24 protein-coding genes are annotated in these 26,328 nt (G+C 67.5%); 15 read left to right on the top strand and 9 right to left on the bottom strand.

Annotation, left to right across the window (positions count from 1 at the left end; translation table 11 throughout):
- The 6 genes from O6P39_RS08125 (at position 1) to O6P39_RS08100 (ending at position 4,081) form a co-directional block, all read left to right on the top strand.
- Positions 1-300 carry a YciI family protein gene (locus O6P39_RS08125; protein WP_015478115.1) on the top strand — a complete coding sequence of 100 codons (300 nt, stop codon included), beginning with the start codon at positions 1-3 and terminating at the stop codon, positions 298-300.
- 107 nt (positions 301-407) lie between these two features.
- Positions 408-836, top strand: a complete 429-nt coding sequence (locus O6P39_RS08120; protein WP_275610858.1) for a translation initiation factor 2 (IF-2, GTPase) — start codon at positions 408-410, stop codon at positions 834-836.
- 13 nt (positions 837-849) lie between these two features.
- The gene (locus O6P39_RS08115) at positions 850-1,527 is read left to right on the top strand and encodes a response regulator transcription factor (RefSeq protein ID WP_275610857.1); all 678 of its coding nucleotides are present in this window, start codon (positions 850-852) and stop codon (positions 1,525-1,527) included.
- Positions 1,528-1,698: 171 nt separating this feature from the next.
- Complete coding sequence (locus O6P39_RS08110; RefSeq protein WP_275610856.1) at positions 1,699-2,154, top strand: Spy/CpxP family protein refolding chaperone; 456 nt, start codon at positions 1,699-1,701, stop codon at positions 2,152-2,154.
- A 90-nt stretch (positions 2,155-2,244) separates the two neighbouring features.
- On the top strand, positions 2,245-3,579 hold the full coding sequence (locus O6P39_RS08105; RefSeq protein ID WP_275611914.1) for a HAMP domain-containing sensor histidine kinase: 1,335 nt from the start codon (positions 2,245-2,247) through the stop codon (positions 3,577-3,579).
- A gap of 28 nt (positions 3,580-3,607) precedes the next feature.
- A complete protein-coding gene (locus tag O6P39_RS08100; protein WP_275610855.1) occupies positions 3,608-4,081 on the top strand; it encodes a hypothetical protein in 474 nt (157 codons plus the stop codon).
- Here O6P39_RS08100 and O6P39_RS08095 read toward each other — a convergent pair.
- Both O6P39_RS08095 and O6P39_RS08090 read right to left on the bottom strand, forming a co-directional pair.
- A complete protein-coding gene (locus O6P39_RS08095; RefSeq protein WP_275610854.1) occupies positions 4,062-4,622 on the bottom strand; it encodes a nitroreductase family protein in 561 nt (186 codons plus the stop codon). The genes O6P39_RS08100 and O6P39_RS08095 overlap by 20 nt on opposite strands.
- Positions 4,623-4,955: 333 nt before the next feature.
- Positions 4,956-5,327 carry a YkgJ family cysteine cluster protein gene (locus O6P39_RS08090; RefSeq protein ID WP_275610853.1) on the bottom strand — a complete coding sequence of 124 codons (372 nt, stop codon included), beginning with the start codon at positions 5,325-5,327 and terminating at the stop codon, positions 4,956-4,958.
- A gap of 154 nt (positions 5,328-5,481) precedes the next feature.
- Between O6P39_RS08090 and O6P39_RS08085 the strand changes: the two genes are divergently transcribed.
- Entirely contained in the window at positions 5,482-6,936 is a 1,455-nt protein-coding gene (locus O6P39_RS08085; protein WP_275611913.1) for a TrkH family potassium uptake protein, read from the top strand.
- Between the two features lie 208 nt (positions 6,937-7,144).
- On the opposite strand, the gene O6P39_RS08080 is transcribed toward O6P39_RS08085, so the two are convergent.
- Positions 7,145-8,143: an AraC family transcriptional regulator gene (locus O6P39_RS08080; protein WP_275610852.1), complete on the bottom strand. Its 999-nt coding sequence runs from the start codon at positions 8,141-8,143 to the stop codon at positions 7,145-7,147.
- 136 nt (positions 8,144-8,279) lie between these two features.
- On the opposite strand from O6P39_RS08080, the gene O6P39_RS08075 reads away from it, so the two are divergent.
- Complete coding sequence (locus O6P39_RS08075) at positions 8,280-8,597, top strand: Mpo1-like protein (protein WP_275610851.1); 318 nt, start codon at positions 8,280-8,282, stop codon at positions 8,595-8,597.
- Between the two features lie 12 nt (positions 8,598-8,609).
- On the opposite strand, the gene O6P39_RS08070 is transcribed toward O6P39_RS08075, so the two are convergent.
- Both O6P39_RS08070 and O6P39_RS08065 read right to left on the bottom strand, forming a co-directional pair.
- Entirely contained in the window at positions 8,610-10,130 is a 1,521-nt protein-coding gene (locus O6P39_RS08070) for a glycosyltransferase family 39 protein (protein ID WP_275610850.1), read from the bottom strand.
- A 56-nt stretch (positions 10,131-10,186) separates the two neighbouring features.
- Positions 10,187-14,500, bottom strand: a complete 4,314-nt coding sequence (locus O6P39_RS08065) for a DEAD/DEAH box helicase (protein WP_275610849.1) — start codon at positions 14,498-14,500, stop codon at positions 10,187-10,189.
- 110 nt (positions 14,501-14,610) lie between these two features.
- Between O6P39_RS08065 and O6P39_RS08060 the strand changes: the two genes are divergently transcribed.
- Complete coding sequence (locus O6P39_RS08060) at positions 14,611-14,985, top strand: hypothetical protein (RefSeq protein WP_275610848.1); 375 nt, start codon at positions 14,611-14,613, stop codon at positions 14,983-14,985.
- Between the two features lie 841 nt (positions 14,986-15,826).
- On the opposite strand, the gene O6P39_RS08055 is transcribed toward O6P39_RS08060, so the two are convergent.
- Positions 15,827-17,389 carry a sigma-54-dependent transcriptional regulator gene (locus tag O6P39_RS08055; protein ID WP_275610847.1) on the bottom strand — a complete coding sequence of 521 codons (1,563 nt, stop codon included), beginning with the start codon at positions 17,387-17,389 and terminating at the stop codon, positions 15,827-15,829.
- A 260-nt stretch (positions 17,390-17,649) separates the two neighbouring features.
- Between O6P39_RS08055 and phhA the strand changes: the two genes are divergently transcribed.
- From phhA to O6P39_RS08040, 3 genes are all read left to right on the top strand, one after another.
- Complete coding sequence (gene phhA / locus O6P39_RS08050) at positions 17,650-18,438, top strand: phenylalanine 4-monooxygenase (protein WP_275610846.1); 789 nt, start codon at positions 17,650-17,652, stop codon at positions 18,436-18,438.
- 111 nt (positions 18,439-18,549) lie between these two features.
- Complete coding sequence (locus O6P39_RS08045; RefSeq protein ID WP_207885288.1) at positions 18,550-18,906, top strand: 4a-hydroxytetrahydrobiopterin dehydratase; 357 nt, start codon at positions 18,550-18,552, stop codon at positions 18,904-18,906.
- Positions 18,903-20,099 (top strand): amino acid aminotransferase, encoded by a 1,197-nt coding sequence (locus O6P39_RS08040; RefSeq protein WP_275610845.1) that lies wholly within the window; start codon positions 18,903-18,905, stop codon positions 20,097-20,099. The genes O6P39_RS08045 and O6P39_RS08040 overlap by 4 nt, the downstream gene beginning before the upstream one ends.
- A gap of 458 nt (positions 20,100-20,557) precedes the next feature.
- On the opposite strand, the gene O6P39_RS08035 is transcribed toward O6P39_RS08040, so the two are convergent.
- The gene (locus O6P39_RS08035) at positions 20,558-21,592 is read right to left on the bottom strand and encodes an AraC family transcriptional regulator (protein ID WP_275610844.1); all 1,035 of its coding nucleotides are present in this window, start codon (positions 21,590-21,592) and stop codon (positions 20,558-20,560) included.
- A 135-nt stretch (positions 21,593-21,727) separates the two neighbouring features.
- Here O6P39_RS08035 and O6P39_RS08030 point away from each other — a divergent pair, with 135 nt between their 5' ends.
- Together O6P39_RS08030 and O6P39_RS08025 are read left to right on the top strand one after the other, a co-directional pair.
- Complete coding sequence (locus tag O6P39_RS08030; RefSeq protein ID WP_275610843.1) at positions 21,728-22,621, top strand: TauD/TfdA family dioxygenase; 894 nt, start codon at positions 21,728-21,730, stop codon at positions 22,619-22,621.
- An 11-nt stretch (positions 22,622-22,632) separates the two neighbouring features.
- Entirely contained in the window at positions 22,633-23,415 is a 783-nt protein-coding gene (locus tag O6P39_RS08025; protein ID WP_275610842.1) for a fumarylacetoacetate hydrolase family protein, read from the top strand.
- A gap of 127 nt (positions 23,416-23,542) precedes the next feature.
- On the opposite strand, the gene O6P39_RS08020 is transcribed toward O6P39_RS08025, so the two are convergent.
- Positions 23,543-24,778, bottom strand: a complete 1,236-nt coding sequence (locus O6P39_RS08020) for an NADH:flavin oxidoreductase/NADH oxidase family protein (RefSeq protein WP_275610841.1) — start codon at positions 24,776-24,778, stop codon at positions 23,543-23,545.
- Between the two features lie 79 nt (positions 24,779-24,857).
- Between O6P39_RS08020 and O6P39_RS08015 the strand changes: the two genes are divergently transcribed.
- Complete coding sequence (locus O6P39_RS08015) at positions 24,858-25,277, top strand: MerR family transcriptional regulator (protein ID WP_275610840.1); 420 nt, start codon at positions 24,858-24,860, stop codon at positions 25,275-25,277.
- A 130-nt stretch (positions 25,278-25,407) separates the two neighbouring features.
- Here O6P39_RS08015 and glcC read toward each other — a convergent pair whose 3' ends face one another.
- On the bottom strand, positions 25,408-26,178 hold the full coding sequence (gene glcC, locus O6P39_RS08010) for a transcriptional regulator GlcC (protein ID WP_275610839.1): 771 nt from the start codon (positions 26,176-26,178) through the stop codon (positions 25,408-25,410).
- Positions 26,179-26,328 lie beyond the last annotated feature (150 nt).

Here is a 26,328-nt window from a genome sequence, read left to right as displayed (position 1 = left end):
ATGCTCTACGCGATCATTGCCCGTGATATCACCGCTTCCCAAGAACGTCGCCTGGCCACTCGCCCCGCGCACATCGCCCGCCTGGAGCAACTGAAGGAGGAAGGCCGCCTGGTGCTGGCCGGTCCGCACCCGGCGATCGACAGCAACGACCCGGGCGCCGCGGGCTTCACCGGCAGCCTGATCGTCGCCGAGTTCGAGTCCCTGGCGGCAGCACAGGCCTGGGCCGATGCCGACCCCTACCGCGCCGCCGGCGTCTACGCCGAAGTCGTGGTCAAGCCGTTCAAGAAAGTCCTGCCGTAACCGCTCGCCCCGTTGCAGCCCCGCGGCAGGGACGTTCGCGGGGGATAGCAGCCGGACACCGCCGGGATGGCCGTGAACGGCGGTACATCATCGAACAAGGAGTCCCGATGCACCGTCTGCCCCTGCTCGTCTGTCTCGCCCTGCCCCTGGCCGCCCAGGCCGAAGAACCCGCTCCGGAACAGCCACCGGCCGCCGCTGTCGAAGTCATCGATGCATCGAGCACCGGTGCCCACGGCGACCTCGAACGCCGCCTGGCCGAGAGCGAGCAGCAACGCCAGGCGCTGGCCGCCCAACTGGCCGCGCAATCCGCGGACCAGGACAACAGCCAGGACGAAGCCGTCATCGGCCGTCTGCGTCAGGAGAACCAGCGCCTGAAACTGCAACTGCGCGAAGCCCAGTCGCAACAGCCGCCGCGCCTGCTGACCGAGCAGCAGACCTGGTACGTCAGCGGTGGCGCCACCGCCCTGCTGGCTTTCCTCCTCGGTGCGCTGAGCCGTGGCAGCCGCCGCCGGCATCGCCGCGAATGGATCAACTGAAAGAACCGACTTCATGAGTGAACTGCTGCTGATCGACGACGACCGCGAGCTCTGCGAGCTGCTCGGCACCTGGCTGGTCCAGGAAGGCTTCAGCATCCGCGCCGCCCATGACGGTGCGCAGGCCCGCGCCGCGCTGGCCAGCCGCGCCCCGGACGCGGTGGTACTCGACGTGATGCTGCCCGACGGCAGCGGGCTGGAGCTGCTCAAGCAGCTTCGCGGCGAACATCCGGACCTGCCGGTACTGATGCTCTCCGCCCGCGGCGAACCGCTGGACCGCATCCTCGGCCTGGAACTGGGCGCCGACGACTACCTGGCCAAACCCTGCGACCCCCGTGAACTCACCGCCCGCCTGCGCGCCGTGCTGCGCCGCAGCCACCCGGCGCAGCCCAGCGCACAGCTGGAGCTGGGCGACCTGGCGCTGAACCTAACGCGCGGTGTGGCGAGCATCGGCGAGCAGGAAATCAGCCTCACCCTCTCCGAGAGCCGCATCCTCGAAGCCCTGCTGCGCCAGCCGGGCGAACCGCTGGACAAGCAGGCCCTGGCGCAGCTCGCGCTGGGCCGCAAGCTGACCCTGTACGACCGCAGCCTGGACATGCACGTCAGCAACCTGCGCAAGAAGCTCGGCGGCCACCCCGACGGCCGTCCGCGCATCCTCGCCCTGCGTGGCCGCGGGTATTTCTACGCGCCCTGAAGCGCGCGGGCTGCAAGCCCCCGAGCCGCCCTGGCGCGGGCTTTCGTAAAGTTCGGAGAGGCGCTTCACGTAATCTTTACCGAAGCTTTACCTGTGACTGACCGCCCTTGACCTTGCCGACCCTAGACTGGGCCCATCCGGTAACGACCGGTCCCTGAAAGGAGAAACACCATGCGCAAGACCCTGACCGCCCTGCTGATCGCCGCCGTCCTGCCGACCGTCGCACTGGCGGCCACTCCCGCGCCGACCGACGCCCCGCCGCCGGCCCCGTACATGAAAGATCACGACCACGGCATGATGCACGGCGGACGTGGCGGCATGTTCCGCGACCTGAACCTGACCCAGGAGCAGCGCCAGCAGATCGGCAAGCTGATGGGCGATTCCATGAAGAATCGCCACGAGATCACCGAGAAGTACTGGAACAAGCTGCCCGAAGCCGACCGCAAGGCCATGCAGGCCGAGCTCAAGGCCAACCACGACAAGGCTGAATCCGGCATTCGCGGCATCCTGACGCCCGACCAGCAGAAGAAGTTCGACGAGCTGAAGAAACAGCGCGAACAGCGCAAGGCCGAATGGGCGGAGTTCCAGACCTGGAAGGCCCAGAAGGATGGCGCCAAGGCCAACTGATCGCTCCAGCAGGTACAGGCGCCGGGTAATCCCGGCGCCTTGCCGTGGGGCCCTGACAACGGATAGACCATGCGGCTGAACAGGAAGACCATGCGCTCACTCTTCTGGCGGATCCTCGCCGCCTTCTGGCTCGCCCTGCTGCTGGTGGCCGGACTGTCGATCCTGCTGGGCCGCGCCCTCAACCAGGACACCTGGGTCATCGCCCGCTACCCCGGCCTGCATGACCTCGCCCGGCAGTGGACCCTGCTCTATGAAACCCGTGGTCCGGAAGCCGCCCAAGAGCTGCTGGAAAGCCGCCGGCAGCAGTACGAACTCTCGGTGCAGGTGCTCGACGAGAGCGGCCAGCGCCTGGTCAACGGCACCTACCTGCCACGCCCACCCCGACCGGGCGGCTCGTTCAACCGGGAAAACCTGCCGCGCTTCCCCTGGCGCCAACTGAGCCAGGAATACGTCAGTCCGCGCACCGACCAGACCTTCCTGTTCATCTACCGCATTCCCCACCCGGCGCTACAGGCCTGGCATCGCGGCAGCCTGCTGTGGCCGCTCAGCGCGCTGGGCATCGCCCTGGTGGTGCTGACCGTATTCAGCCTGCTGTTGACGCTCTCCATCACTCGTCCGCTGAACCGCCTGCGCCGCGCCGTGCACGACCTCGGCCAGACCGCCTACCAGCAGGACACCCTGGCGCGCCTGTCACGTCGTGGCGATGAACTGGGCGTACTGGCGCGCGACTTCAACCGCATGGGCGCCCGCCTGCAACGCCTGATCAGCAGCCAGCGCCAGTTGCTGCGGGACGTTTCCCACGAGTTGCGCTCACCGCTGGCGCGGCTGCGCATCGCCCTCGCCCTGGCCGAGCGCGCCACTCCCGAGGAACGCGCCAACATGTGGCCGCGCCTGGAGCAGGAGTGCGATCGCCTGGAGGCCCTGATCGGCGAGATCCTCGCCCTCGCCCGTCTCGATGCCGACCCCGGCCCGGCCAGCCGGATCGCCCTGCTGCCGCTGTTCGAGCGCCTGCGCGACGATGCCCAGCTGCTTTACCCGGACCAGCGAATCCAGCTGGATATCACGCCGGACCTGGCGCTGGACGGCTGGCCCGACATGCTCGAACGCGCCCTCGACAACCTGCTGCGCAATGCCCTGCGCTTCAACCCCGTCGAGCAGCCGCTGGACGTGCACGCCCAGGTCGACGGCGAACGCCTGCACATCAACGTGCGCGACCACGGCCCCGGCGCCGACGAGGAACACCTGGCGCAGCTGGGCGAACCCTTCTTCCGCGCGCCCAACCAGAGCAGCCCCGGCCACGGCCTGGGCCTGGCCATCGCCCGCCGCGCCATCGAACGCCACGGCGGCCGGCTGCGTCTGGGCAACCATCCCGATGGCGGCTTCCAGGCCAGTATCGACCTGCCCCTGCACCGACCGGCCGCTTGAGCGACGCACTATTTTCCGGAGAACCCGAATGAGCCTTCCCGCCCTGGCCACCCCGTTCCCGCATGCTCCCGTGCCGCCCATCGCGCGGTCATTCGGCGCGCCGCCGGACGACCCGCAGAGCCTGGTGCTGGCGGTGGAACTGGCGCGCCTGGCCGAGCAATGGCGCGCGCGCTGGCCCGGCCTGCGCCTGAACCTGCCGCAGTCGGGCACCTGGCCCCTGGAAAGCTGGCCCGAAGCCCTGCGCGGGGCGCTGGATGCGCTGTTGCAGGCCGCGCTGCTGCGACGGCCGAACGCCGCGCTGGAGCTGACGCTCAGCTCAACGCGGGGGCTGTTGAGAGTGGATCTGCAAGGCCACGACCCGCTGGCGCGGGCCTGGCTGCCGGACGCCCTGCGTCCGGCTCAACGCCTTGCCGCCTGGCAGGGCGGACGCCTGCTGTGGCGCGCCCACGGCAAGGGCTGGAAGATTCGCCTGGGGCTGCCGCTCAGCCCTGCCAGGCGCTGACGAAGGCCGCCGGGTCGAGCGGCGCAGGCCGGCGCAGCTCGCCGATCGGCGTGCCCAGGTAGATGAAGCCGACGATGCGCTCGTTGGCCGCCAGGCCCAAACCTTCCCGCACGAACGGATCGAACGCCATGGCGCCGGTGCGCCACATCGCGCCCAGCCCCTGGGCATAGGCAGCCTCGATGATGCCGTAGGCGGCACAGCCGGCAGCCAGCCACTGCTCGATTTCCGGCACCTTCGGGTGCTCCTGCAGGCGCGCCACGGCCACCACCAGGGTCGGCGCGCGCAGCGGCATGGCGCGCGCCTTGTCCAGCGCCTCGGGCGCCGCGTCGGGCTGCTGGGCCTGCAGCGCACGGGCGAACAGATCGCCCAGGCGAGCGCGCGCATCCCCTTCCACGGTCAGGAATCGCCAGGGTCGCAGCTGGCCGTGATCCGGCGCGCGCAGGGCGGCGCGGAACAGGCCGTCCAGCTGTTCGGCGGACGGCGCCGGCTCACCCAGGCGAGCGTGGGATACACGGTTGTGCAACGCGTCGAGAGCCTCCATGGGCTACCTCCAGACAAACTCGAAAGCGCCATTGTAGACGCAAAGGGTTCGCATTTGCCCAGCACTCGCTGCGCCGTCAGAACCTGTTTACGATCTCGCGAGCTAGAGCAGAGCAAGGCGCAACGACCAGCGGGAGTAACAGCCGCAGGCTGGCCCGAAGGGTGAGCGCCAGCGAATCAAACAGGCGAGGACGCGGAGTTTACGCGCTGTAAATGAGCAGTACTCGCTACGCTCGCCCCTCCGGGGCCGCACTGAAGTGCGTTAGCCGCAAGCGGCTTCCGAGCCTGTTTTTAACGCAGTTATGCCGACGCGCAGCAGATCGTAAACAGGTTCTCAGGCCACCCGGTCCGGCGAAAGCGTCGGCATCACCGGTGGCGTCAGCGGCGGCAGCCCATAGGCGGCGCGGGCAGAGTCGCAGTTGGGGTTGTGGACACCGTCGGTCCAGGAGGCCTCGAATTCCCGGCAGGTCGAGGAACGCTGTTCGTACATCGTGCAGCGCACGCCGCAACCGACGTCACCGAGCAGGCCGACGCAGCGCACCGGTCGCACCTCGGTGCCGCGCATGGCGACCATGTAGGGGCTGACCTGGACGACCTGCTCATCCGGGACGACGCCACCGGAGGATTGGCACTCGCCAAAATAGAAGGACACACGGAAATGCGCGCAGCAGGCGCCACAATTCAGACACGGATTGTTATTGGACATGGATGCGAATGCACCAGAGAAACCGGCGAGCGCCGGCGGGCTGCGCAAGATTCTATCCATCCCGTTGCGCTTGTGAAGAGGGCAGATTCACTCGGTTTACACTTGCCCGACGGCAGGTAAAATGGCCGGTTCACCGATACCCGAGCGCCGCCGCATGGCCCTGCCGACACTACGTACCCTTGGATTCATCATCGGCATCTTCGTGATCACCCTGGCCGTCGCCATGCTGATCCCTATGGCCACCCTGCTCTACTACGGCCGCGGCAGCGAACTGCACCCCTACATATGGTCGGCGATCATCACCTTCACCTGCGGGCTGGGCATGGTTCTCCCCGGCCGCCCGGAGCAGGTGCACCTGCGCCCGCGGGACATGTACATGCTCACGGTGTCGAGCTGGGTGATCGTCTGCTTCTTCTCCGCCCTGCCCTTCATGTTCGCCCGGCACATCAGCTTCACCGACGCGATCTTCGAGAGCATGTCCGGCATCACCGCCACCGGTTCCACCGTGCTCAGCGGGCTGGACAGCATGTCGCCGGGCCTGCTGATCTGGCGCTCGCTGCTGCACTGGCTGGGCGGCATCGGCTTCATCGGCATGGCGGTGGCGATCCTGCCGATGCTGCGCATCGGCGGCATGCGCCTGTTCCAGACCGAATCCTCGGACCGCTCCGACAAGGTCATGCCACGCTCGCACATGGTGGCCAAGTACATCGTCGGGGTGTACGTCGGCATCACCATCCTCGGTGCGCTGGCCCTGTGGTGGGCCGGCATGGGCCTGTTCGACGCGGTCAACCACGCCATGTCGGCGATCTCCACCGGCGGCTTTTCCACCTCCGACCAGTCGTTGGCCAAGTGGCACCAGCCGGCGGTGCACTGGGTGGCGGTGGTGATCATGATCCTGGGCAGCATTCCCTTCGTGCTCTACGTGGCCACCCTGCGCGGCCACCGCAAGGCGCTGATCAAGGATCACCAGGTCCATGGCTTCCTCGGCATACTGCTGTTCACCTGGGTGGTGATGGGGACCTGGTATGCGGTGAACTCCGACCTCGCCTGGCAGGATGCCTTCCGCATCGTCGCGGTGAACGTCACCTCGGTGATGACCACCACCGGCTTCGCCCTGGGCGACTACAGCCTGTGGGGCCACTTCTCGATCATGCTGTTCTTCTACCTGGGCTTCATCGGCGGCTGCTCCGGCTCCACTGCCGGCGGCATCAAGATCTTCCGCTTCCAGGTGGCCTTCACCCTGCTGCGCGCCAGCCTCTACCAGTTGATCCACCCGCGCGCGGTGATCAAGCAGAGCTACAACGGCCACCGGCTGGACGAGGAAATCGTCCGCTCGATCCTGACCTTCTCGTTCTTCTTCGGCGGCACCGTGGGCGTACTGGCGCTGGGGCTGTCGTTCCTCGGCCTGGACTGGATGACCGCGCTGACCGGCGCCGCCAGCACCGTGGCCGGCGTAGGGCCGGGCATGGGGCCGATCATCGGCCCGTCGGGCAACTTCGCACCGCTGCCGGACGCTGCCAAATGGCTGCTCAGCGCGGGGATGCTGTTCGGTCGCCTGGAGATCATTACCGTGCTGGTGCTGTTCACCCCGGCGTTCTGGCGGCATTGATCGTCCCTGCCACCCAATTTGCAGGATGAATACGCCGTAGGATGGTATGGAGCGCAGCGATACCCATCATTCCCAGGCGCCGTCTACGCTAGCCCGCTGCGGCAGGCTTCTGTAGGAGCGAGCTTGCTCGCGAACGGCTGGGCACCGGCGTCAAGCTGTTCGCGAGCAAGCTCGCTCCTACGAAGAGCCACCGGAGCGTTGCGCCCGCTTACAACCCTTCCCGATACTCCCCCGGCGTCATCCCGAACCAGCGGCGGAACGCCCGGAAGAAATTGCTCGGCTCGGAAAACCCCAGCAGGTAGGCGATCTCCAGTAGCGTCATGCGCGGCGTGGCCAGGTACTGCTGGGCCAGTTCGCGGCGGGTGTCGTCGAGCAGTTGCTGGTAGCTGGTGCCCTCCTCCTGCAAGCGCCGCTGCAAGGTGCGCTCGGACAGATGCAGTGCCTGCGCCACACTCTCGCGCTTGGGCTCGCCCTGGGGCAGCAGGCGGCACAGCACCTGGCGGGTCTGGTGACTGAAGCGGCTGCTGACGAAACGCGCCAGGTACTCCCCGGCGAAGCGATCGTGAAGGCGCGCCAGTTCCTCGTTGGCGGTGGGCAGCGGCGCGCCCATGTCCTCGTGGGAGAACAGCATGGCGCAGTGCGTCTGGCCGAAAACCAGCGGCGCCTGGAACAGCTCACGGTAGGGCGCGGCATCCAGCGGCGGCTCGCCGGCCAGGTGGACTTCCAGGGGTTTGATCGGGCGTCCGGTGATCCAGCGCAGCATGCTGATCAGGCTGGCCAGCGAGCACTCGGCGCTCTGCCGCGGCACCGGCAGGCGGTCGCCATGCACGGCGATGCTGTACAGGCAGCCCTCGGGCAGGCGGCGGAAGGTCAGGTCGGCGCCCTCGGCGATGATCCGCTGGTAGCGCTCCAGGCGCTCGAAGCCCTCGCCCAGGTTGCGGCTGGACATCAGCGCATAGCCCACCACCGGAAAGGCCGGCGTATGCACACGGGCGATGTTCAGGCCGATGGCCGGGTTGCCGGACAGATCCACCGCGCGGTTCCACAGGCGGCTCATGGCGTCCTGCGGGTAGCGCGCGTCGGGGTTGTCGAGGGCGGCGTAATCCAGCCCCAGCTCGACGAACAATGCACGGCTGTCCAGGCCTTCCAGCTCCAGCGACTGCACGATCCCCCGCACCCAGCTCGACAGGGTTGTACGCTCAGGCATGCTCGATTCTTCTAGTTATGCTGATGACTCGCGCCAGCGGCGCGGCGTAGCGGGATACTAAACTGGCCCCCTATGTCATCCGCAAGTCCGCCGACCCGCGCCTACACTGGGCCACCACAACAACAGGAGGTGCGCCATGAGCACCCGGACCGCCGATCGATTCCAGAGCTTTGCCGAGTTCTACCCCTACTACCTGCAGGAACACAGCAATCCTACCTGCCGCCGCCTGCACTACGTGGGCAGCCTGCTGGTGCTGTCGCTGCTCGCCTACGCCATCGTCAGCGGGCAATGGCTGTGGCTGCTGGCCTTGCCGTTTGCCGGCTACGGCTTCGCCTGGGTCGGGCATTTCGTGTTCGAGAAGAACCGTCCGGCCACCTTCAAGTACCCGCTGTGGTCCTTCATGGGCGACTGGGTGATGCTCAAGGATGCTTTCACCGGGCGCATCCGCTTCTGATCCGATAAGCCCTCAGCGCGCGGCGTTGCGCTGTCCCGCGCGCTCGAACAGCATCGCCTGCACTTCACCGCCGGCATGCTGCGCCACCCGTCGCCAGTTGGCCGGAACATCGGGAATCTCGTTGTCGTTGTAGCGGCTCATCACCAGCCAGACACGGCCCTCGTCCTGCGGCAGATCGGCCAGGCGATCGACGAAGGAATGCCGCCGGTCGTCGATCAGCGAGCCGAAGCCGTAGAGGGTCGGCCGCCCGGACGAGCCATCCTCCGCCGGAGCGGTATACAGCAGCGGCTGGCTGCCGGTGTGGTTGTAGTAACGGAAGGCCAGGTACCAGAGGATGTCGTCCACTACGATGCGATCGCCGCCGCGATAGTGCGCGTTGACGTAGGCGGCCATGCCGTCGAACTGTTCGTCCGGGTCGGCCTCGTAGAGACGCCCGAGGCCCATGCACTCCAGGCCCAGCAGGGTCACCAGCAGCACCGCGCCCAAGGCTCGGCGCGATGCCAGCAGGCGATCCAGCCCCAGCGCCAGGAGCAGCGGCAGGCCGAGGGCGAAGGCCGTCAGGTAGCGCTCGACGAACACCGACGAAACGAACGACACGCCATACAGGATCAGCAGCGGTACGCCGCAGTAGAGCGCCGCCAGCACCCCGACGCGCAGGCGGCTGCGGTCCCGGCGCAGCACCAGCAACAGTACCGCCACCAGCAACACCGGCACGCCCAGCAGCAACGGCCAGGGCAGCTCGTTGCCATCCGACTGCGCCAGCCACTGCCAGAGCATGGAGGGCACCGACAGCGCGTCCACGGGCGGCTCCCAGCCCACGTCGCCGCCCGCCACCAGGTCGGCCATGTGCCGGGCCAGGTCGAGCATCCCCGGAAGCCAGGGCAGGAACAGCACGGCCACGGCCAGATTGGCCAACCACCAGTCGCGCCGCCGCAGCGGGCTGTCCGGCAGCGAAGCCAGCCAGAGCCAGTGCACCAGCAGCCCGAGCACGCTGAAGTAATGGGTGTAGAACGCCGCCGTCATCAGCAGCGCATACGCCACCAGGTGACGGCGGCGCCTCGTGTCCAACCAGTAGAGCAGCGCCAGGGTCGCCGCCAGCAGCCAGCACCCCAGCAGCGAATACATGCGTACCTCCTGGCTGTAGCGCACCGCCGTGGGCAGCAACGCCAGCAGCAAGGTGGCCAGGAAGGCCGCGCGGCGACTGGCGAGCCGCCAGGCCAGCCAGCCGCCGAGGAACACCGCCAGCGAGCCGAATACCGCGCTCAGCAGGCGCAGCGCCAACACGCCTTCACCCAGCACCTGCACCCACAGGTGCAACAGGAAGAAGTACAACGGCGGATGCACGTCATGGGCGGCGTGATGCCAGAGCGCCGAGGGCGAATAGAGGGCCAGGAGCAGGCTGGAGCTTTCATCGCCCCAGATCGCCGATTCGGTCAGTTCGTGCAGGCGCAGGACAGTGGCAAGCACCAGCAGCGGCAGAAACCACCCTTGGCGCAGCAAGGCGGACAGATTCGGCGGCTCGCGGGACGACATCGCAGTCTCATCGAAAAGAAGTGGGTGTCGCTGAGTGTAAGCCAGCCTTGGTCCTGTTACCGGCGGATCAGCAACTCCCGTGCCCGAGCCTGGTCTTCCGGCGCCAGCTCCGCCAGCAGCTCCACCTCGCCGGCGATCAGGGCACCCACTGGCACACCCTCGTGGTAGAGCACCCGGTTGCCGGCCAACGCCGGCACCTTGCGCCCCGGCAGCAGGGTACCGGAGAGGTTCAGCGGGTCCACCGCCGAAACCACCACCCATTCTCCGCCAGCCTCGCGGCGACGCACCTCGCGCAGCAGGCCGACGGCCTCGGGCAGGGCGAACTGCTCGCCGGTGAGCCCGGCGACGAAGCGTCCGCCACGGATTTCCCCTCGCGCCTCCAGGCGGTGATAGACCCGCAGCAGGTCGCGCCACGGCGGCAGCCAGTCGGCCTCGCGGTCGAGCAGGCGCCAGCAGACCACACCGTAGCGGCGCAGCAGGGTCATGGCGACGTGTTCCAGGGTTTCCGCCGGCAACCGTGCGCCCGGATCCAGGGTGGTTCGGCGCAACAGCGCCCAACGCCCGGCGTCGGCCATGCCGAACAGCGGTGTGCGCGAGCGCCGTTGCGGGTGGCGCCGCGCCGCCGGCATCAGCAGCGCACGCAGGCCGGCGAAGCTGTCGGCATTCACCCGCCCGGCCGCCACCAGTTCACCCAGCACGGTTTCCAGCTCGGTACGCAGCAGGTGGCTGTCGCTGGCCAGGTCGTCGAAGAAGGACGCACCGTGCTCCCTGAGCACCTCCAGCACCTTGTTGGCCTTGGCCGACAGCTCGGCCTCCGGCAGCGCCGCGCTCAGCGAGCTCCACAGCGCCATCTGCGCGCGCGGCAGCAGGACGATGGGCGTGCTCTTGAGCGGCCCGCTACGGCCACGCGCCGAGCTGCGGCTGGGCAGGCGCGCCCAGACCAGCCGGCCGGCGCGGCACAGGTCGTCCAGCCAGTTGATGCCATAGTCGGCCACCCGCGCCGGCAGGATGTCGCTCTCCCAGGCGCCGGCGGCGGCCTGGAAGCCCTCCAGCTGGCTGAGCACGCCGGCCAGGGATTCCGCGCCACGCACCCGCGAGCCACTGGAAACCCGCTGCCAGTCGAACAGGAAGCGCATGAAGTCGGCGCGCGGCACCGGCTCGATCTCCCGGCGCAGGCGCTTGACCGTGTAGCGATGGATGCGCGCCAGCAGGTGACGCTCGCACCATTGCTCCTCGCTCACACCCGGCACGAAGCGTCCGCGCAGCACATAGCCCTCGCGCTCCAGGCTGGCCAGGGCGAAGCCTGCATCGCCAGCGGCAATGCCCAGGTCGTCGGCCAACTCGCGCAGCAGACGCGGACCGAAGCCGGTCAGGCGAGCGCGTACCAGTTCGACTTGCGCTTCATCTGCCGCGCACGTCTCGCGCAATGCCGGCGGCAGATCGAGCACAGGCGTCATGGCCACCTGCGGATGCAACGCCTGCCACTGGCTGAGCCGCTCCGCCGCCACCCAAACCTCTCCGACCGGCAAGGACAGACGCGTCGCCCTGCCCGCCGTGGCCAGCGCCTTGAGCAGCTGGGGCCAGCCTTCGTTGGCCTGCGCCTCGCTGTCGCGAATACCACCCAGGCCGGTCAGCGCCTCGTGCATCTCGTCGGCATCGCGGGCTTCCGGCCAGGCTTCGGCGCGCACCGCGGCGATGGCTTCCGCATCCAGCGCGCCCAGGTCGTCGGCGCTTTCCGGATCGGTCCAGCGGCGGCTCTGTACGGCCTGGGTCCGACGCTCCTCCAGCGGCGCGTCGTCGAGGAAGGCGTAGGGGCTGGCCGACAGCACTTCCGCCGCCAGCGGCGAAGGTGCCGGCAGGTCGCGCGCCAGCAAGGTCACCTCGCCGCGCTCCATGCGCCGCAGCAGGGCCAGCCAGCCTTCGCTGTCCATCGCCTCGTGCAGGCAGTCATCGAGGGTCTGCGCCACCAGCGGGTGATCGGGAATCTCGCGCTCGCCGACGATGTTCTCCAGGCAGGCCACCTGGTCGGGGAATACCGAGGCCAGCAGGTCCTCACTGCGCATGCGTTGCAACTGCGGGGCGACCTTGCGCCCGCCGCTGTAGCGCGGCAACGCCAGCGCCGTGGTGGCGTTCCAGCGCCAGCGCACGCCGAACAGCGGCGCATCGAGCAGCGCCTGGATCAGCACCTGCTCGGCGCTGTTGGAATGCAGGTAGCGCCACACTTCATCCAACGGGAAGCTGTGGCTGGTGGAGAGCGAGAGGATGATGGCGTTTTCGGTGGCGGCAGCCTGCAACTCGAAATTGAAGGTGCGGCAGAAGCGCTTGCGCAGCGCCAGGCCCCAGGCGCGATTGAGACGGCTGCCGAAGGGCGAATGGATCACCAGCTGCATGCCGCCGGACTCGTCGAAGAAGCGTTCGAGGATCAGCGTCTTCTGGGTCGGCAGCGCGCCGAGGGCGTGACGGGCGCGGGCCAGGTATTCCACCAGTTGGCGTGCGGCGCCTTCGTCCAGCTCCAGTTCGCCTTGCAGCCAGCCGATGGCTCGGGCCAGGGGCTCGGCATCCTTCTCGCCCTGCCCGAGCAACTCGTCCAGCCGGGCGCGAAGGCGCGCGACGCTGAACGACAACTCATCGCTTCGGCCCGGCGCTTCGCCGAGCCAGAAGGGAATGTTCGGCGGCTGGCCCTGGGCATCCTCGACGCGCACCCGGCCCGGCTCGATGCGTAGGATGCGGTAGGAAATATTGCCCAGCTGGAACACGTCGCCAGCCAGGCTTTCCACCGCGAAGTCCTCGTTCACCGTGCCGACGGTCAGGCCCTGGGGCTCCAGCAGCACGGCGTAGTCGCCGGCATCGGGAATGGTGCCGCCGGAGGTCACCGCTGTCAGCTTGGCTCCTCGCCGCCCACGCAGGCGCTGGTGCACGGCATCGAGATGCAGGTAGGCGCCGCGCTGGCCGATGCGGCTGGTGTAACCCTCGGCGAGGGTACGCAGCAGGGCGTCGAAATGCTCGCGGGTCAGTTCCGCGTAGGGCTGGGCAGCGGTGAACAACTCGAACAGCGCGTCCTCGCCCCACTCACGGCAGGCCACTTCGGCGACAATCTGCTGCGCCAGCACGTCCAGCGGCGCGCGCGGAATCGTCAGCGCGTCCAGCTCATCGCGGCGCACGCTGTCGAGCAGCGCCACGCACTCGATCAGATCGTCCCGCGAGGCCGGGAACAGCCGTCCCTTGGGCGTGCCGCCGACACTGTGTCCGGAACGCCCGACGCGTTGCAGGAAGGCAGCGATGGAGCGCGGCGAACCGAGCTGGCAGACCAGTTCGACGTCACCGATATCGATGCCCAGCTCCAGCGAGGCGGTCGCCACCAGAACCCGCAGCTGACCGGCCTTGAGCCGCCGCTCGGCGCCCAGGCGCAACTCCTTGGACAGGCTGCCGTGGTGCGCCGCGACCCAACCGGCGCCGATGCGCTCGGCCAGGTGCCGGGTGACCCTCTCGGCCTGGCGCCGGGTGTTGACGAACACCAGGGTGGTGCGGTGTTCCGTGGCCAGTTCGGCGAGCCGGTCGTAGACCTTGTCCCAGACGTCATGGGACATCACCGCATCCAGCGGCGCCGACGGGACTTCCAGGTTCAGGTCGCGCTGGCGGCTGTAACCGATGTCGATGATCCGGCAGGCCGCCCGTTGTCCCACCAGGAACGCCGCTACCGCCGAGAGGGGCTTCTGCGTGGCGGACAGGCCGATGCGCACCAGCGGCGCCTCGCACAGCGCCTGCAGACGCTCCAGCGACAGCGCCAGATGGCTGCCACGCTTGCTCGCCGCCAGCGCGTGGATTTCGTCGACGATCACGCTGCGCGCCCCGGCCAGCATGGCGCGGCCGGAGTCGGAGCCGAGCAGCACGTAGAGCGATTCCGGGGTGGTCACCAGGATGTGCGGCACCTGCCGGCGCATCGCCTCGCGCTCGCTGGAGGTGGTGTCGCCGGTACGCACGGCGGTGCGGATGTCCACTTCCGGCAGCCCCATCTCGCCCAGCACGGCGCGGATGCCGGCCAGCGGTTCCTCGAGGTTGATGCGGATGTCGTTGGACAGCGCCTTGAGCGGCGAGACGTAGACCACGGTGGTGCGGTCCGGCAGCGCGCCACCGTTGGCCAGCCCCTCGCGCACCAGCGCATCGATGGCGGCGAGGAAGGCGGTGAGCGTCTTGCCCGAACCGGTGGGCGCGGCCACCAGGGTCGAATCGCCAGCCCGGATCGCCGGCCACGCCAGGACCTGCGCCTGGGTCGGCGCGGCGAAGTGGGCGCGGAACCAGGCGGCCACCGCCGGGTGGAAGGCGGCCAGCGCGTCGTCCCGGCTGCGCGAGGAAAGCGAGGTGGAAGTCATGACCTCAACTATGGTGGCGCGCGATGCCCGTCACAAGGACCGCCGATCGTGGCTCGCCGCCAATCGCGCTTCCCGCTACGCTGCGCAGAACGGCACTCGGACGGACTGACATGAGCGAAAAAGACCGCGACTGGTACTGGCAGCAGGTCAAGCAACAGAACCAGAAGCAAGCTGAGCAGGAAGCGAAATCTCGGCGCAATTGGCGCGTGTGGATCAAGCCGCTGCTCTGGCTGCTCATCCCGCTGCTGCTCATCGCCACGGGTACGGCCCTCTGGCGCGACCCGGCCAGCCAGCTCTGGCTGCAGCAGCGCTGGGTGCTGCTGCAAAGCCGCCTGGGCCTGGCGCCCACGGCGGAGACCGCCGCCCCTGCCCCTTCGCGCTACAGCGACAGCCCGCGCACGCTGGCCCAGTGCATCAAGCCCGGCAATGTGATCGACGATGAAGTGCGGGCGTGTGTGAAGGGGTATCGGCCGAAGACCTGGTGATTCACGACGGCATGGTTTTGTAGGAGCGGACTCCGTCCGCGATGCTCTTTGTAGGGGAAAGTAGCGCCTAAAGTGTTATCCGCCGTCTTGATCGGTGTTTCTGCGTCGCTTCGGTGTGTGTTGGGATATTTTGTTTCGCCCCCTCGGGCGAGTCACTTTCTCAAACGACAGAAAGTAACCAAAGGTCTTTGCCTCATCATCCGGGTCCCGCTTCGCGGGACTTCCCTCGCTCCATCGAAGTTTCAGGGGCTCGCCGCGAAGGGCCATCCCTGGCCCATCGCGGCTCTCGCGGCATCCATGCCGCTCAACCCCTGAAACTCCGATTCCTCTCGGCCTCCTGAAGGGGCGCTTCGGTGCGCGCGGAGATTTCTCTGGAAGTCTGAGCAAAAGCAGAGCGTCCTGCTCCGAGCTGCTTTTGCGCCCATAGGAACGGAGCTTCTCCGCGATCCGCCGGCAGGGCCGGCGTCAGGCGGGTTCGCGAACAAGCTCGCTCCTACCAAGAGCAGTCCTGCATGAAGCAGCCAGAGTCGCAGGCGCGCGCAGAGTCCCGTCAGGAGGCCGAGTGGAGGTATTGCGCAGAGGGGCGAGCGGCATGGATGCCGCGAGAGGCGTAGAGGGCCAGGGATGGCCCTTCTACGCCGACCCTCGGAGTGATACCGGAAGGAGGGGATCCCGGCGAAGCCGGGGCCGGATGCCGGGACGAGACCTTTTGGTTCCTTTTGTGTCGTTTGACAAAAGGGACTCGCCCGAGAGGGCGAAACAAAATCTCCCAGCACACACCGAAGCGGCGCAGAAACACCTACCCCTGATACGGCGGATAACGCCAGAGGCGTTATTCGCCCTACGGTTCGTCGCTCTGCCCTAACCCATGCTGACGCAGCTTATTGGCAATGGTCGTGTGCGACACCCCCAACCGCTTGCCCAACTGCCGGCTGCTCGGATGCTCACGATAGAGCCGCTCCAGCACCGCCTTCTCGAAGCGCCCGACGATGACGTCCAACCCGCCCTCCAGGGAGAAGTCGCCCAACGGGTGTGGCGCACCATAATCCGGCAGGCGGATATGCTCGGGCTTGATGGTGCCGCCCTCGCACAACGAAACCGCCTGGAACAGCACATTCTCCAGCTGCCGCACATTGCCCGGCCAGTGGTAGCGGCCGAGGCGGTCCAGCGCCTGCGGGGCGAGCCTGGGCAGTGGGCAGCCGATCTGCCGGCTGGCCTGGTCGAGGAAGTGCTCCACCAGCGGTTCCAGACCGTCGAGGCATTCGCGCAACGGCGGGATGTGCAGCGACAGCACGTTGAGGCGGTGGTAAAGGTCCTGGCGGAATTCGCCCTTGGTGCAGAGCTCGGACAGGTCGACCTGGGTGGCGCAGATCACCCGCACGTCGAGGTACACCTCCTCGTCGCTGCCTACGCGGCGGAAGCAACCGTCCTGCAGGAAGCGCAACAGCTTGGCCTGCAGACGCGGACTCATCTCCCCCACGCCATCGAGGAACAGCGTGCCGCCAGCGGTCAGTTCCAGCAGGCCGAGCTTGCCCTCCGGGCGCGCGCCTTCGAAGGCGCCGGGGCCGTAACCGAACAGTTCGGTCTCGGCCATGGATTCGGGCAGGCCGGCGCAGTTCAGCGCCATGAACGGCGACTGCCCGCGCGGGCTGGCCAGGTGGCAGGCGCGAGCCAGCAGCTCCTTGCCGGTGCCGGTCTCGCCTTCGATCAGCAGCGGTGCGTCCAACGGCGCCATGCGGCGCGCCTCGCGCACCACGGCGGCCATCACCCGCGAGCTCTGGAAGATGCTGTCGAAGCCGCGCAGCTCCAGGCGCCGCACGTTGTAGATGCGCTCGCCGACACGGTCGGCGCGGTGCAGCGTCAGCACGGCGCCGGCCAGCGCTTCGCTTTCGTCATGCTCGGACTGTAGCGGCGCAATGTCGGCCAGGAATACGTCGCCCTTTACCTTCACCCGCAGGCCATTGATGCGCGCCTTGTTGGCCCGCACCAGCTCCGGCAGGTCGAGGTCCTCCACGTAGCGCGACAGCGGAATGCCCGGCACCTCGTCGACGCGTACGCCCAACAACTGCGCGGCCGCCCGGTTGCCCGCCACGATCTGCCCGGCCATGTCGATCGACAGCACCGGGAAATCCAGCGCCGCCAGCAGCGCGTTCAGTTCCAGGTGACGACGCTCGCTGGGCATCAGGCCGACGCGCTTGACGCCGAATACGCCAGGCACCGCTTCGAGCTTGGGCTTGAGCGACTGGAACTGCAGGTTGATGAGGTTCGGGCAGAGCAGGTAGATGGCGTTGCCCTGCTCGCCGCCGACTTCGCCGCGGTTGACGTTGATGCCGTAGTCGACCAGCAGGTTGAGGATGTCGCGCAGGATGCCGACGCGGTTCTGGCAGTGCACTTTGATACGCATGGCGGGCCCGTGATTGTGGTTCTGATGGGCGTTCCGGCGTGGATTTTCACAAGGCAGCCGGAAATTTCCGTCAAGAATATGTGACACCTGGACGCACCTTCAAGCCGTGCTCGGGTGCTTTTACGCCGAAGCGTAATCATTTCTTTACGGAATCATCGGCTATCCGGGACACCAAGGCTCTATCCGGGGGCTGTGCGCCGACATCGACCGCGCTATTTCTTGGTCCATCACAACAACAAGGCCTCGAAGCCGGAGGACCCATGAAGACAACGCAGTACGTGGCCCGCCAACCTGACGAACACGGTTTCATCCATTACCCCGAAGCCGAACACCAGGTCTGGAACACCCTGATCACCCGCCAACTGAAAGTGATCGAGGGCCGCGCTTGTCAGGAATACCTGGACGGCATCGAACAACTCGGCCTACCCCATGACCGCATCCCGCAACTGGGCGAAATCAACCGGGTGCTGCAATCCACCACCGGCTGGCGCGTGGCGCGGGTGCCGGCGCTGATTCCCTTCCAGACCTTCTTCGAACTGCTGGCCAGCCAGCAATTCCCGGTGGCCACCTTCATCCGCACCCCGGAAGAACTGGACTACCTGCAGGAACCGGACATCTTCCACGAGATCTTCGGCCACTGCCCGCTGCTGACCAACCCCTGGTTCGCCGAATTCACCCACACCTACGGCAAGCTCGGCCTGGCCGCCAGCAAGGAAGAGCGCGTGTACCTCGCCCGCCTGTACTGGATGACCATCGAATTCGGCCTGCTCGACACATCCCAGGGCGTACGCATCTACGGCGGCGGCATCCTTTCCTCGCCGAAAGAGACCGTCTACAGCCTCTCCGACGAGCCCGAGCGCCAGGCGTTCGACCCGCTGGAATGCATGCGCACCCCGTACCGCATCGACATCCTGCAGCCGCTGTACTTCGTCCTGCCGGAGCTCAAGCGCCTGTTCGAACTGGCCCACCAGGACATCATGGCGCTGGTCCGCGAGGCCATGCACCTGGGCCTGCACGCGCCGAAATTTCCGCCCAAGCAAGCCGCCTGATCCGCTGCAAATACCCCCATCTGTGCCTAGGATGAGACGTGCCCGCGAGCCTAAGATGGTCCGCGAGCCCACTCCTATGCCCCCAACAAGGCCCCTATCTAGGAGAACCCCATGACCGCACTCACCCAAGCCCATTGCGAAGCCTGCCGCGCCGACGCCCCGAAGGTCTCCGACGAAGAACTGGCCGTCCTGATCAAGCAGATTCCGGACTGGAACATCGAAGTCCGCGACGGCCACATGGAGCTGGAACGCGTCTTCCTGTTCAAGAACTTCCGCCATGCCCTGGCCTTCACCAACGCCATCGGCGCCATCGCCGAGAAAGAAGGCCACCACCCCGACCTGCTGACCCAGTGGGGCAAGGTCACCGTCACCTGGTGGAGCCATGAGCTCAAGGGCTTGCACCGCAACGACTTCATCATGGCCGCCCGCACCGACGAGGTGGCGCAGACCGCCGAGGGCCGCAAATGAGTCATTTCGCCAAGGTCACCCGCGTGCCGGGCGACCCGATCCTGGGCCTGCTCGACGCCTACCGGGCCGACCCGAACCCGGCGCGGCTCGACCTTGGCGTGGGCGTCTACAAGGACGCCCAGGGCCTGACGCCGATCCCCCGCGCGGTGAAGCTCGCCGAGCAGCGCCTGGTGGAAACCGAGACCACCAAGAGCTACGTCGGCGGCCACGGTGACGCGCTGTTCGCCGCCCGCCTGTGCGAGCTGGTGCTGGGCACCGACTCGCGCCTGCTGGCCACCCAGCGCGCCGACGCCACCCAGACCCCGGGCGGCACCGGCGCCCTGCGTCTGGCGGCGGACTTCATCGCCCACTGCCTGCCGGGCAGGAGCATCTGGCTGAGCGACCCGACCTGGCCGATCCACGAAAGCCTGTTCGCCGCCGCCGGAGTGCGCGTGTCGCATTACCCCTACGTCGATGCCGACAACCGTCTCGACGTGGAAGCCATGCTCAGCGCCCTGGAGCGCGTGCCCCATGGCGACGTGGTGCTGCTGCACGCCTGCTGCCACAACCCCACCGGCTTCGACCTGGCCTACAACGACTGGCAACGCGTGCTGGACGTGGTGCGCCGTCGCGAGCTGTTGCCGTTGCTGGACTTCGCCTACCAGGGCCTGGGCGATGGTCTGGAGGAAGACGCCCGCGCCGTGCGGCTGTTCGCCGACAGCCTGTCGGAAATGCTGATCACCAGTTCCTGCTCGAAGAACTTCGGCCTCTACCGCGAGCGCACCGGCGCGCTGATCGTCTGTGCAGGCAGTGCCGCCAAGCTCACCGACGTGCGCAGCCAACTGGCGCTGATGGCCCGCAACCTCTGGTCCACCCCGCCCGCCCACGGCGCCGAAGTGGTTGCCACCATCCTCGGCGACGCGGACCTCAAGGCGCTCTGGCTGGACGAACTGGACGGCATGCGTGCGCGCATCGCCGACCTGCGCCTGGGGCTGGTGGAGGCACTGCGCCCGCACGGCCTGGCCGAGCGCTTCGCGCACGTCGCCATCCAGCGCGGCATGTTCTCCTACACCGGCCTGACGCCGGAACAGGTGCGCCGCCTGCGTGAAGAGCACAGCGTGTACATGGTCGGCAGCGGCCGCGCCAACATCGCCGGGCTCGACGCCGAACGCCTGGGCGACCTGGCGCTGGCCATTGCCAGCGTCTGCCGCTGATTTATCGTCTCTCCCTGGACCGGCCTTCGGGCCGGTCTTTTTTTTGCCGGGCGGAAAGATTCGGGCGATGTCGATCCGGCCTCTGCGGTCGGCGGAGTTTGCAGACGACGGAACCGCAGGATGGGTTGAGACAGGGACGTATAACGTTCGACGTTATGTGCCGAATGACCTTGGCCGTGCCCCACTCGGGTTCGATCCGGGAATCATTGGCCACGGTCAACCACGAGGTTGGCAATGAGACAGGCGTAACGGCGTACAACCGCGAACGGTTGTACGCCCTACACCAAACTCAACCTGTGCGTAGGGCGTATAACGCTCCGCGTTATACGCCGATTGACCTTGGCCCTGCCCCGCACGGGTTCGATCCGGGAATCATTGGCCACGGTCAACCACGAAGTTGGCGATGAGACAGGCGTAACGGCGTACAACCGCGAACGGTTGTACGCCCTACACCAAGCTCAACCTTGGCGTAGGGCAAGCGCCGCCTGACGCTTCCAGCGTCCCGGCGACTGCCCCGTCCAGCGCTGGAACGCGCGGGAGAAACTGGCCGCCTCAGCATACCCCAGGCACTGGGCGACTTCGTGCAGGTCCATACGCGACTCCTGCAGCAGGCGCTCCGCGAGCCGCTGCTTGATGCCATCGTTGAGCGCCTGCAGGCTCTGCCCCTCCTCCGCCAGGCGCCGCTGCAAGGTGCGTTCGGACAAGCCCAGCCGCCCGGCCACCTCGGCACCGCCCAACAGACTGGCGGATTCGCGCAGCAGCAGTTGCTGCACCTGGCGCGCAGTCGGTGTGACGGCGAGGGTCAGCGCCAGTTCGCCGCATAGCTGCTCGCACAACTGCTCACCACTGTCGCGGGCGCTGATGTGCGCTTGCGGCAGCGGCGCGAGCAGATCCTGCATGGAGAACAGCATCGCGTTGCGTGGCGCGGCGAAGCGCGGAACCAGTCCGAACAGCTCGCGGAACGGCGTGAGGTCCGTCGGCTCAACGCTCTTCAACTCGATGGCCAACGGCTGTATCGAGCGCTGCAACAGCTCCCGCGACAATTGCAGGCACCCGGCGATGCCGCGCTCCACCACGAAGGGCCGTGCATCCTCGGGCAGCACCGTATCGTCGTAGACCAGCCAGACGCCACGTGCCTCGGGCTCGCTGCTCACCGGGCAGAGGGTCAGCGCCAGGCTCTGGAAGCGCCCGAAGGTCTCGAACGCCTCCTGCAGGGTGCGGCTGGCGAGCATGGTGAAGCCCAGGTGGCCCAGGGAAGTCAGGTGGTAGCGCTGCCCGGCGACCAGCCCCAGGCCGGGACGGCCGATGTGCTGCAGCACATTGCGGATCACCGCCAGCTCCTGCCAAGCCTGGATGCGTACCGCGCGCGACTGCAGATCCGCCAGCGCGATGGCGCTGCCCACCAGGCAGGCCTCCGGCGCCAGCCCGCTGTCGCGGGCGGTATCGAGCAGGTAACGCACCCCGGTGATCTCACGGACCTGACGCCAATCCATCGCGGTCTCCCTGGTTGCACTCGCTGGTGGCTCTCGTTGGCGGAGAAAGTCAATTTTTGGCGCTGATCATCATGGAAGAAAGTGTGCGTGCTGACCATCCTTGAATGGCCGATAACACTCACAAGAGGCTTCCCCATGTTCGAGTTCTTCTACGCCTTGCCGAGCCAGAACCGAGCGGCCGAGTACCGCCATTTCAGCATCCTCCCCGCCACCGGAGCCATCGGCGCGGACGTCACCGGCGTCGATCTGCGGCAACTGGACGAGGACGGCTTCGCCGAGCTGCGCCAGGCCCTGCTGGCGCACAAGGTGCTGTTCATCCGCGGCCAGTCGCTCAGCGTGGAAGACCTCGAAGCCGTGACCCTGCACTTCGGCGAGTTCGGCCGGGAACCCTATGTGGTCGGCATGGACGACCATCCCCACGTGGTACGCGTGGTCAAGGAAGCCAACGAGAAGACGCCGGTGGTATTCGGCGGTGCCTGGCACACCGACTGGTCCTTCCAGGAGCGCCCGCCGGCCTTCACCCTGCTCTACGGCCACGACATCCCGCCCTTCGGCGGCGATACCCTCTACGCCAATATGGCGCTGGCCTACGAATGGCTGTCGCCCAAGCTACGCGCGCAACTGGAAACCCTCGACGCCATCCACAGCCCGGAGCGCGCCTACGGCGCCGAGGCCAAGCACAACGACCTGATGGAAAACATGGCGGTGCGCTATGGCAGCCATGACGGCGAAGTGCGCTCCCATCCGCTGGTCACCCGCCATCCGGAAACCGGCAAGAAGATTCTCTTCGTCAATCCCGCCTACACCAGCGGCATCAAGGGCATGCGCCCCGCCGAGTCGCAGCCGCTGCTGGACTACCTGTTCGGCATCGCCACCCAGCCCGCCTTCACCTGCCGCATGCGCTGGACCCAGGGTACCCTGGCGATCTGGGACAACCGCAGCACCTGGCACTACCCGGTGTCGGACTACCACGGCATGCGCCGCGAGATGTACCGCACCACCGTAGTCGGCGACATTCCCTGCCGCTGAGGAGACGCGCCATGAGCACCGACAACCACCACGCCGCCGCCCGCGCCCTGGCCAACGCGCGGGCCTGCCGAACACCCATCGCCGCTCCTGCGGCCGCCTACGCCCTGGCCGGGCTGGACGACGCCTACCGCGTACAGGCACTGGGCATCGACCTGGCGCTGGCCGCCGGTCAACGCCTGGCGGGCGCCAAGGCCGGGCTGATCTCGCCGGTGATGCAGGCCGCGCTGAAGGTCGACGAGCCGGTCTACGGCCGGCTGCTCGCCGACCTGCGCTGCCAGAGCGACGCGCGTATCTCCCGCGAGCGCCTGCTGCAGCCGCGCATCGAAGCGGAAATCGCCCTGCTGGTCGGCCGTGAACTGCCCGAGGGAGAGCCGGACCTGGCCACCCTTCGTGCCTGCCTCGACGGCGCCGTCCCGGCCATCGAGATCAACGACACCGCCGTGGCCAATTGGCAGATCGGCCTGCTCGACTCCATCGCCGACAACCTCTGCGCGGGCCTCTACCTCACCGGCAACCAGCCGGTCGAGCTGGAGAAACTGCAAGGTGCGGCGCTGGCGGTGCAATTGCTGCGCAATGGCGCCCCGGCCTTCCCCCCCACCCAGACGAACATCGCCGCGGTGCTGGACATCGCCCTGTGGCTGGCTCGGCGCATGGCGCGCCTGGGGGCGCCACTGAAGGCCGGCGATGTCCTGCTGTGCGGCGCGCTGGCACCGATGTCGCAGGTCGCGCCGGGGGATGTGTTCGAGCTGGAGATCGAGGGACTGGGGCGGTTGGGTTGCAGCTTCGAGAGCTGACGGTTCTCACCAGCACGCTGCGGTCCTCCATTCCCAGCCTGCTCGCGAACCTCCCCGCGTCGCAGCTACCGGGGAATACAGTTCGCAAGCAAGGGCCAGACGTCCGCCGGCCCTGAAAAAAGCGAACTCACGCACTCGCCTGTCCGGCCATCCAGCGCCGGTACTGGCGGGTGCGTCGTTGCGTGCGCCACTGATCCAGCAGCAACGCGCGCAACGGCGAGGCTTGCGGGTCGGGACGGCGGCTGTCGCCCAGGCGGCGCAACTGCAGCTTCACCAGCGCCATGTAGGCCAGTGCCGCCAGCGGCTTGGAGCGCCAGCGGATCGGCTGCAGCTGCGGTTGTGCGTCGCGCCCGGCGCGCCAGTGTTCGACCAGCCCCGGCTCCAGCGCCAGCGCCGTGCCGATGCCGACCATGTCCAGGCCGCTGTCCAGCACCTGTTCGGCAACCGCCAGGCGGCGGATACCACCGGTGACCATCAGCGGCATCCGCGCGGTATCACGCATCTCGCGGGCGAACTCGAGGAAGTAGGCCTCGCGCGCCAGGGTGCGGCCATCGCGCGCTTCACCCTGCATCGCCGGGGCCTCGTAGCTGCCGCCGGAAAGCTCGACCAGGTCCACCGCCTCGTCGTTCAGCCACTCGATCACCTGGCGGGCGTCATGGGCATCGAAACCGCCGCGCTGGAAGTCCGCCGAATTGAGTTTCACCGCCACGCTGAACGAGGCCGATACCTTGCCCCGCACCGCGCGAACGATCTCCAGCAACAGCCGTGCGCGATTCTCCAGCGCACCGCCCCAGCGGTCTTTGCGACGATTGCTCAACGGCGAAAGGAACTGGCTGAGCAGATAGCCGTGGGCGGCGTGGATCTGCACGCCATTGAAGCCCGCGCGCTCGGCAAGCACCGCGGTGCGGGCGAAACGCTCGATCACCTCGGCGATGTCCGCTTCGCTCATTTCCCGGGGCACGGCGAACATCTTGGAGAAACGCCCCATCTCCAGCGGCACCGCCGACGGCGCCCAGGCGCCCTGCCCCAGACTGGCCTGGACCTGGCGGCCAGGATGATTGATCTGCAACCAGAACTGCGCACCTTGCGAACGCCCGATGCGTGCCCACTGGCGGAAGCGCTCCAGTTGCCGTTCGTCCTCCAGCACCACGCCACCGGGACCGGTCATGGCGCGGCGGTCGACCATCACATTGCCGCTGATCAAGAGGCCGGCGCCACCCTCGGCCCAGGCCTGGTACAGGCGCATCAGCTCCGCCGAGGGCGACTGCTCGGCATCGGCGAGATTTTCCTCCATGGCGGCCTTGGCCACGCGGTTGGGAATTTCACTGCCGTTGGGCAGGCGCAGGGGCTGGAAAGGGGACATGGCGCGACTCCGTGGGTTGTGGTGCCGGCGAGGTTAAGTTTAAAGTTCACTTTAATGTCAAGCCCTTCCGGAGCCCTCCATGAAAATCGGTGAACTGGCCAGTCTCAGCGGGCTCGCCCCTTCGCGCATCCGCTTCTACGAAGCCAGCGGGCTGATCGCCCCGGCACGCCGCCTGGCCAACGGCTACCGCGAATACCCGGCGGAAACGCTGGACCTGCTGGAGATCATCCGCAGCGCCCAGCAGACCGGTTTCAGCCTGGAGGAAATCCGCAACCTGCTGCCCCACTCCACCCCCATCGAGAACGGCCACGGCGAACTGGTCGCTGGTCTGCGTCGCAAGGTCGCCGAGATCGAGGCAATGGAGCGGCAACTGCGGGAGAACCGTGAGCGACTGCTGGCGGTGATCGACGGTATCGAGAACAAGCCCGAAGGCTTGGGTTGCGCGGCGAATGCCGAACGGATGATCGCGGAGATGCGCGAACGCAAGGCGCGCCGCTGACGCGGAACCTGTAGGAGCGAGCTTGCTCGCGAACGGCATTACCAGGCTACTCCGGCGCGAAGCGGTTCGCGAGCAAGCTCGCTCCTACAAAAAGACTCCGCACCCTGCGGTTGCGTCTCACACTCTCCAGTTATTTCCAGCCTTCCAGCCGCAAGGTCGCGCGCACCAGGCGCTGTTCCTCTTGCTCAATCTCCTGCAGGTTGTCCCTTACGCTGTGGATATGTTCGCGGGCGGCGCGTTGGGCCTGTTCGGGCTGGCGCTCGCTGATGGCGCGGTACAGCCGCGCATGCTGACGGTCGATCTGGCGCTTCTGCGGCGGCCGGTTGTAGAGGTTGTTCACCGAGGCGAATACGGTGCTGAGCATCAGCTCGTTGAGCGACTGCAAGGTGTGCACCAGCACCGGGTTGTGCGAGGCCTCGCTGATCGCCTGATGGAAGGCATGATCGCGCCGCGCATGTTCGCGCGGGTCCAGCGGCTGCGGTTCGTCGTAGGCGGCGTGCATTTCCTCGAAGCGTCGGCCGATCAGTATCAGGTCGGCCTCGGTGGCGCGCAGCGCAGCCAGGCGCGCGGACTCCCCTTCCAATAGCGCGCGCACTTCGAGCAGGTCGTAGAGGGTGCGCGGCTGCGAGCGGAACAGGTGCATCAGCGGCGACATGTCGTCGACGCCGGTGAGGTCGGCGACGAACGAACCGCGCCCCTGCTCCGTATCGACGATGCCGCGTCCACGCAGTGCGCGTAGCCCTTCACGCAGCGCCGAGCGCGAGCAGCCGAGCTTCTCCACCAGACGCCGTTCCGAGGGCAATGCCTGGCCGACCTTGAGCACGCCGTCGACGATCAGCCGCTCGATCTTCTCCGCCACCTGGTCGGCGACGCGCTGCTTACCCTGTGCATGAGTCGTCATCGGTACGTACCTTGTCGTTACAAACTGGTCGGACCAGCAGGTATTCACCTGCCTCGCTGCCCAGAACCCTAGCTCTCAGTACCGCGGCTTTCCAATGGACGCTCGTGCAAGATCTGGTAGGACCAGTGCAGAAGGCGATGGACGCGGCCT

It is taken from the genome of Pseudomonas sp. PSE14 (assembly GCF_029203285.1).
Taxonomy (GTDB): Bacteria; Pseudomonadota; Gammaproteobacteria; order Pseudomonadales; family Pseudomonadaceae; genus Pseudomonas.
The sequence above is the reverse complement of the archived record's forward strand: the minus strand, read 5'-3'. Positions and strand labels throughout refer to the sequence as shown.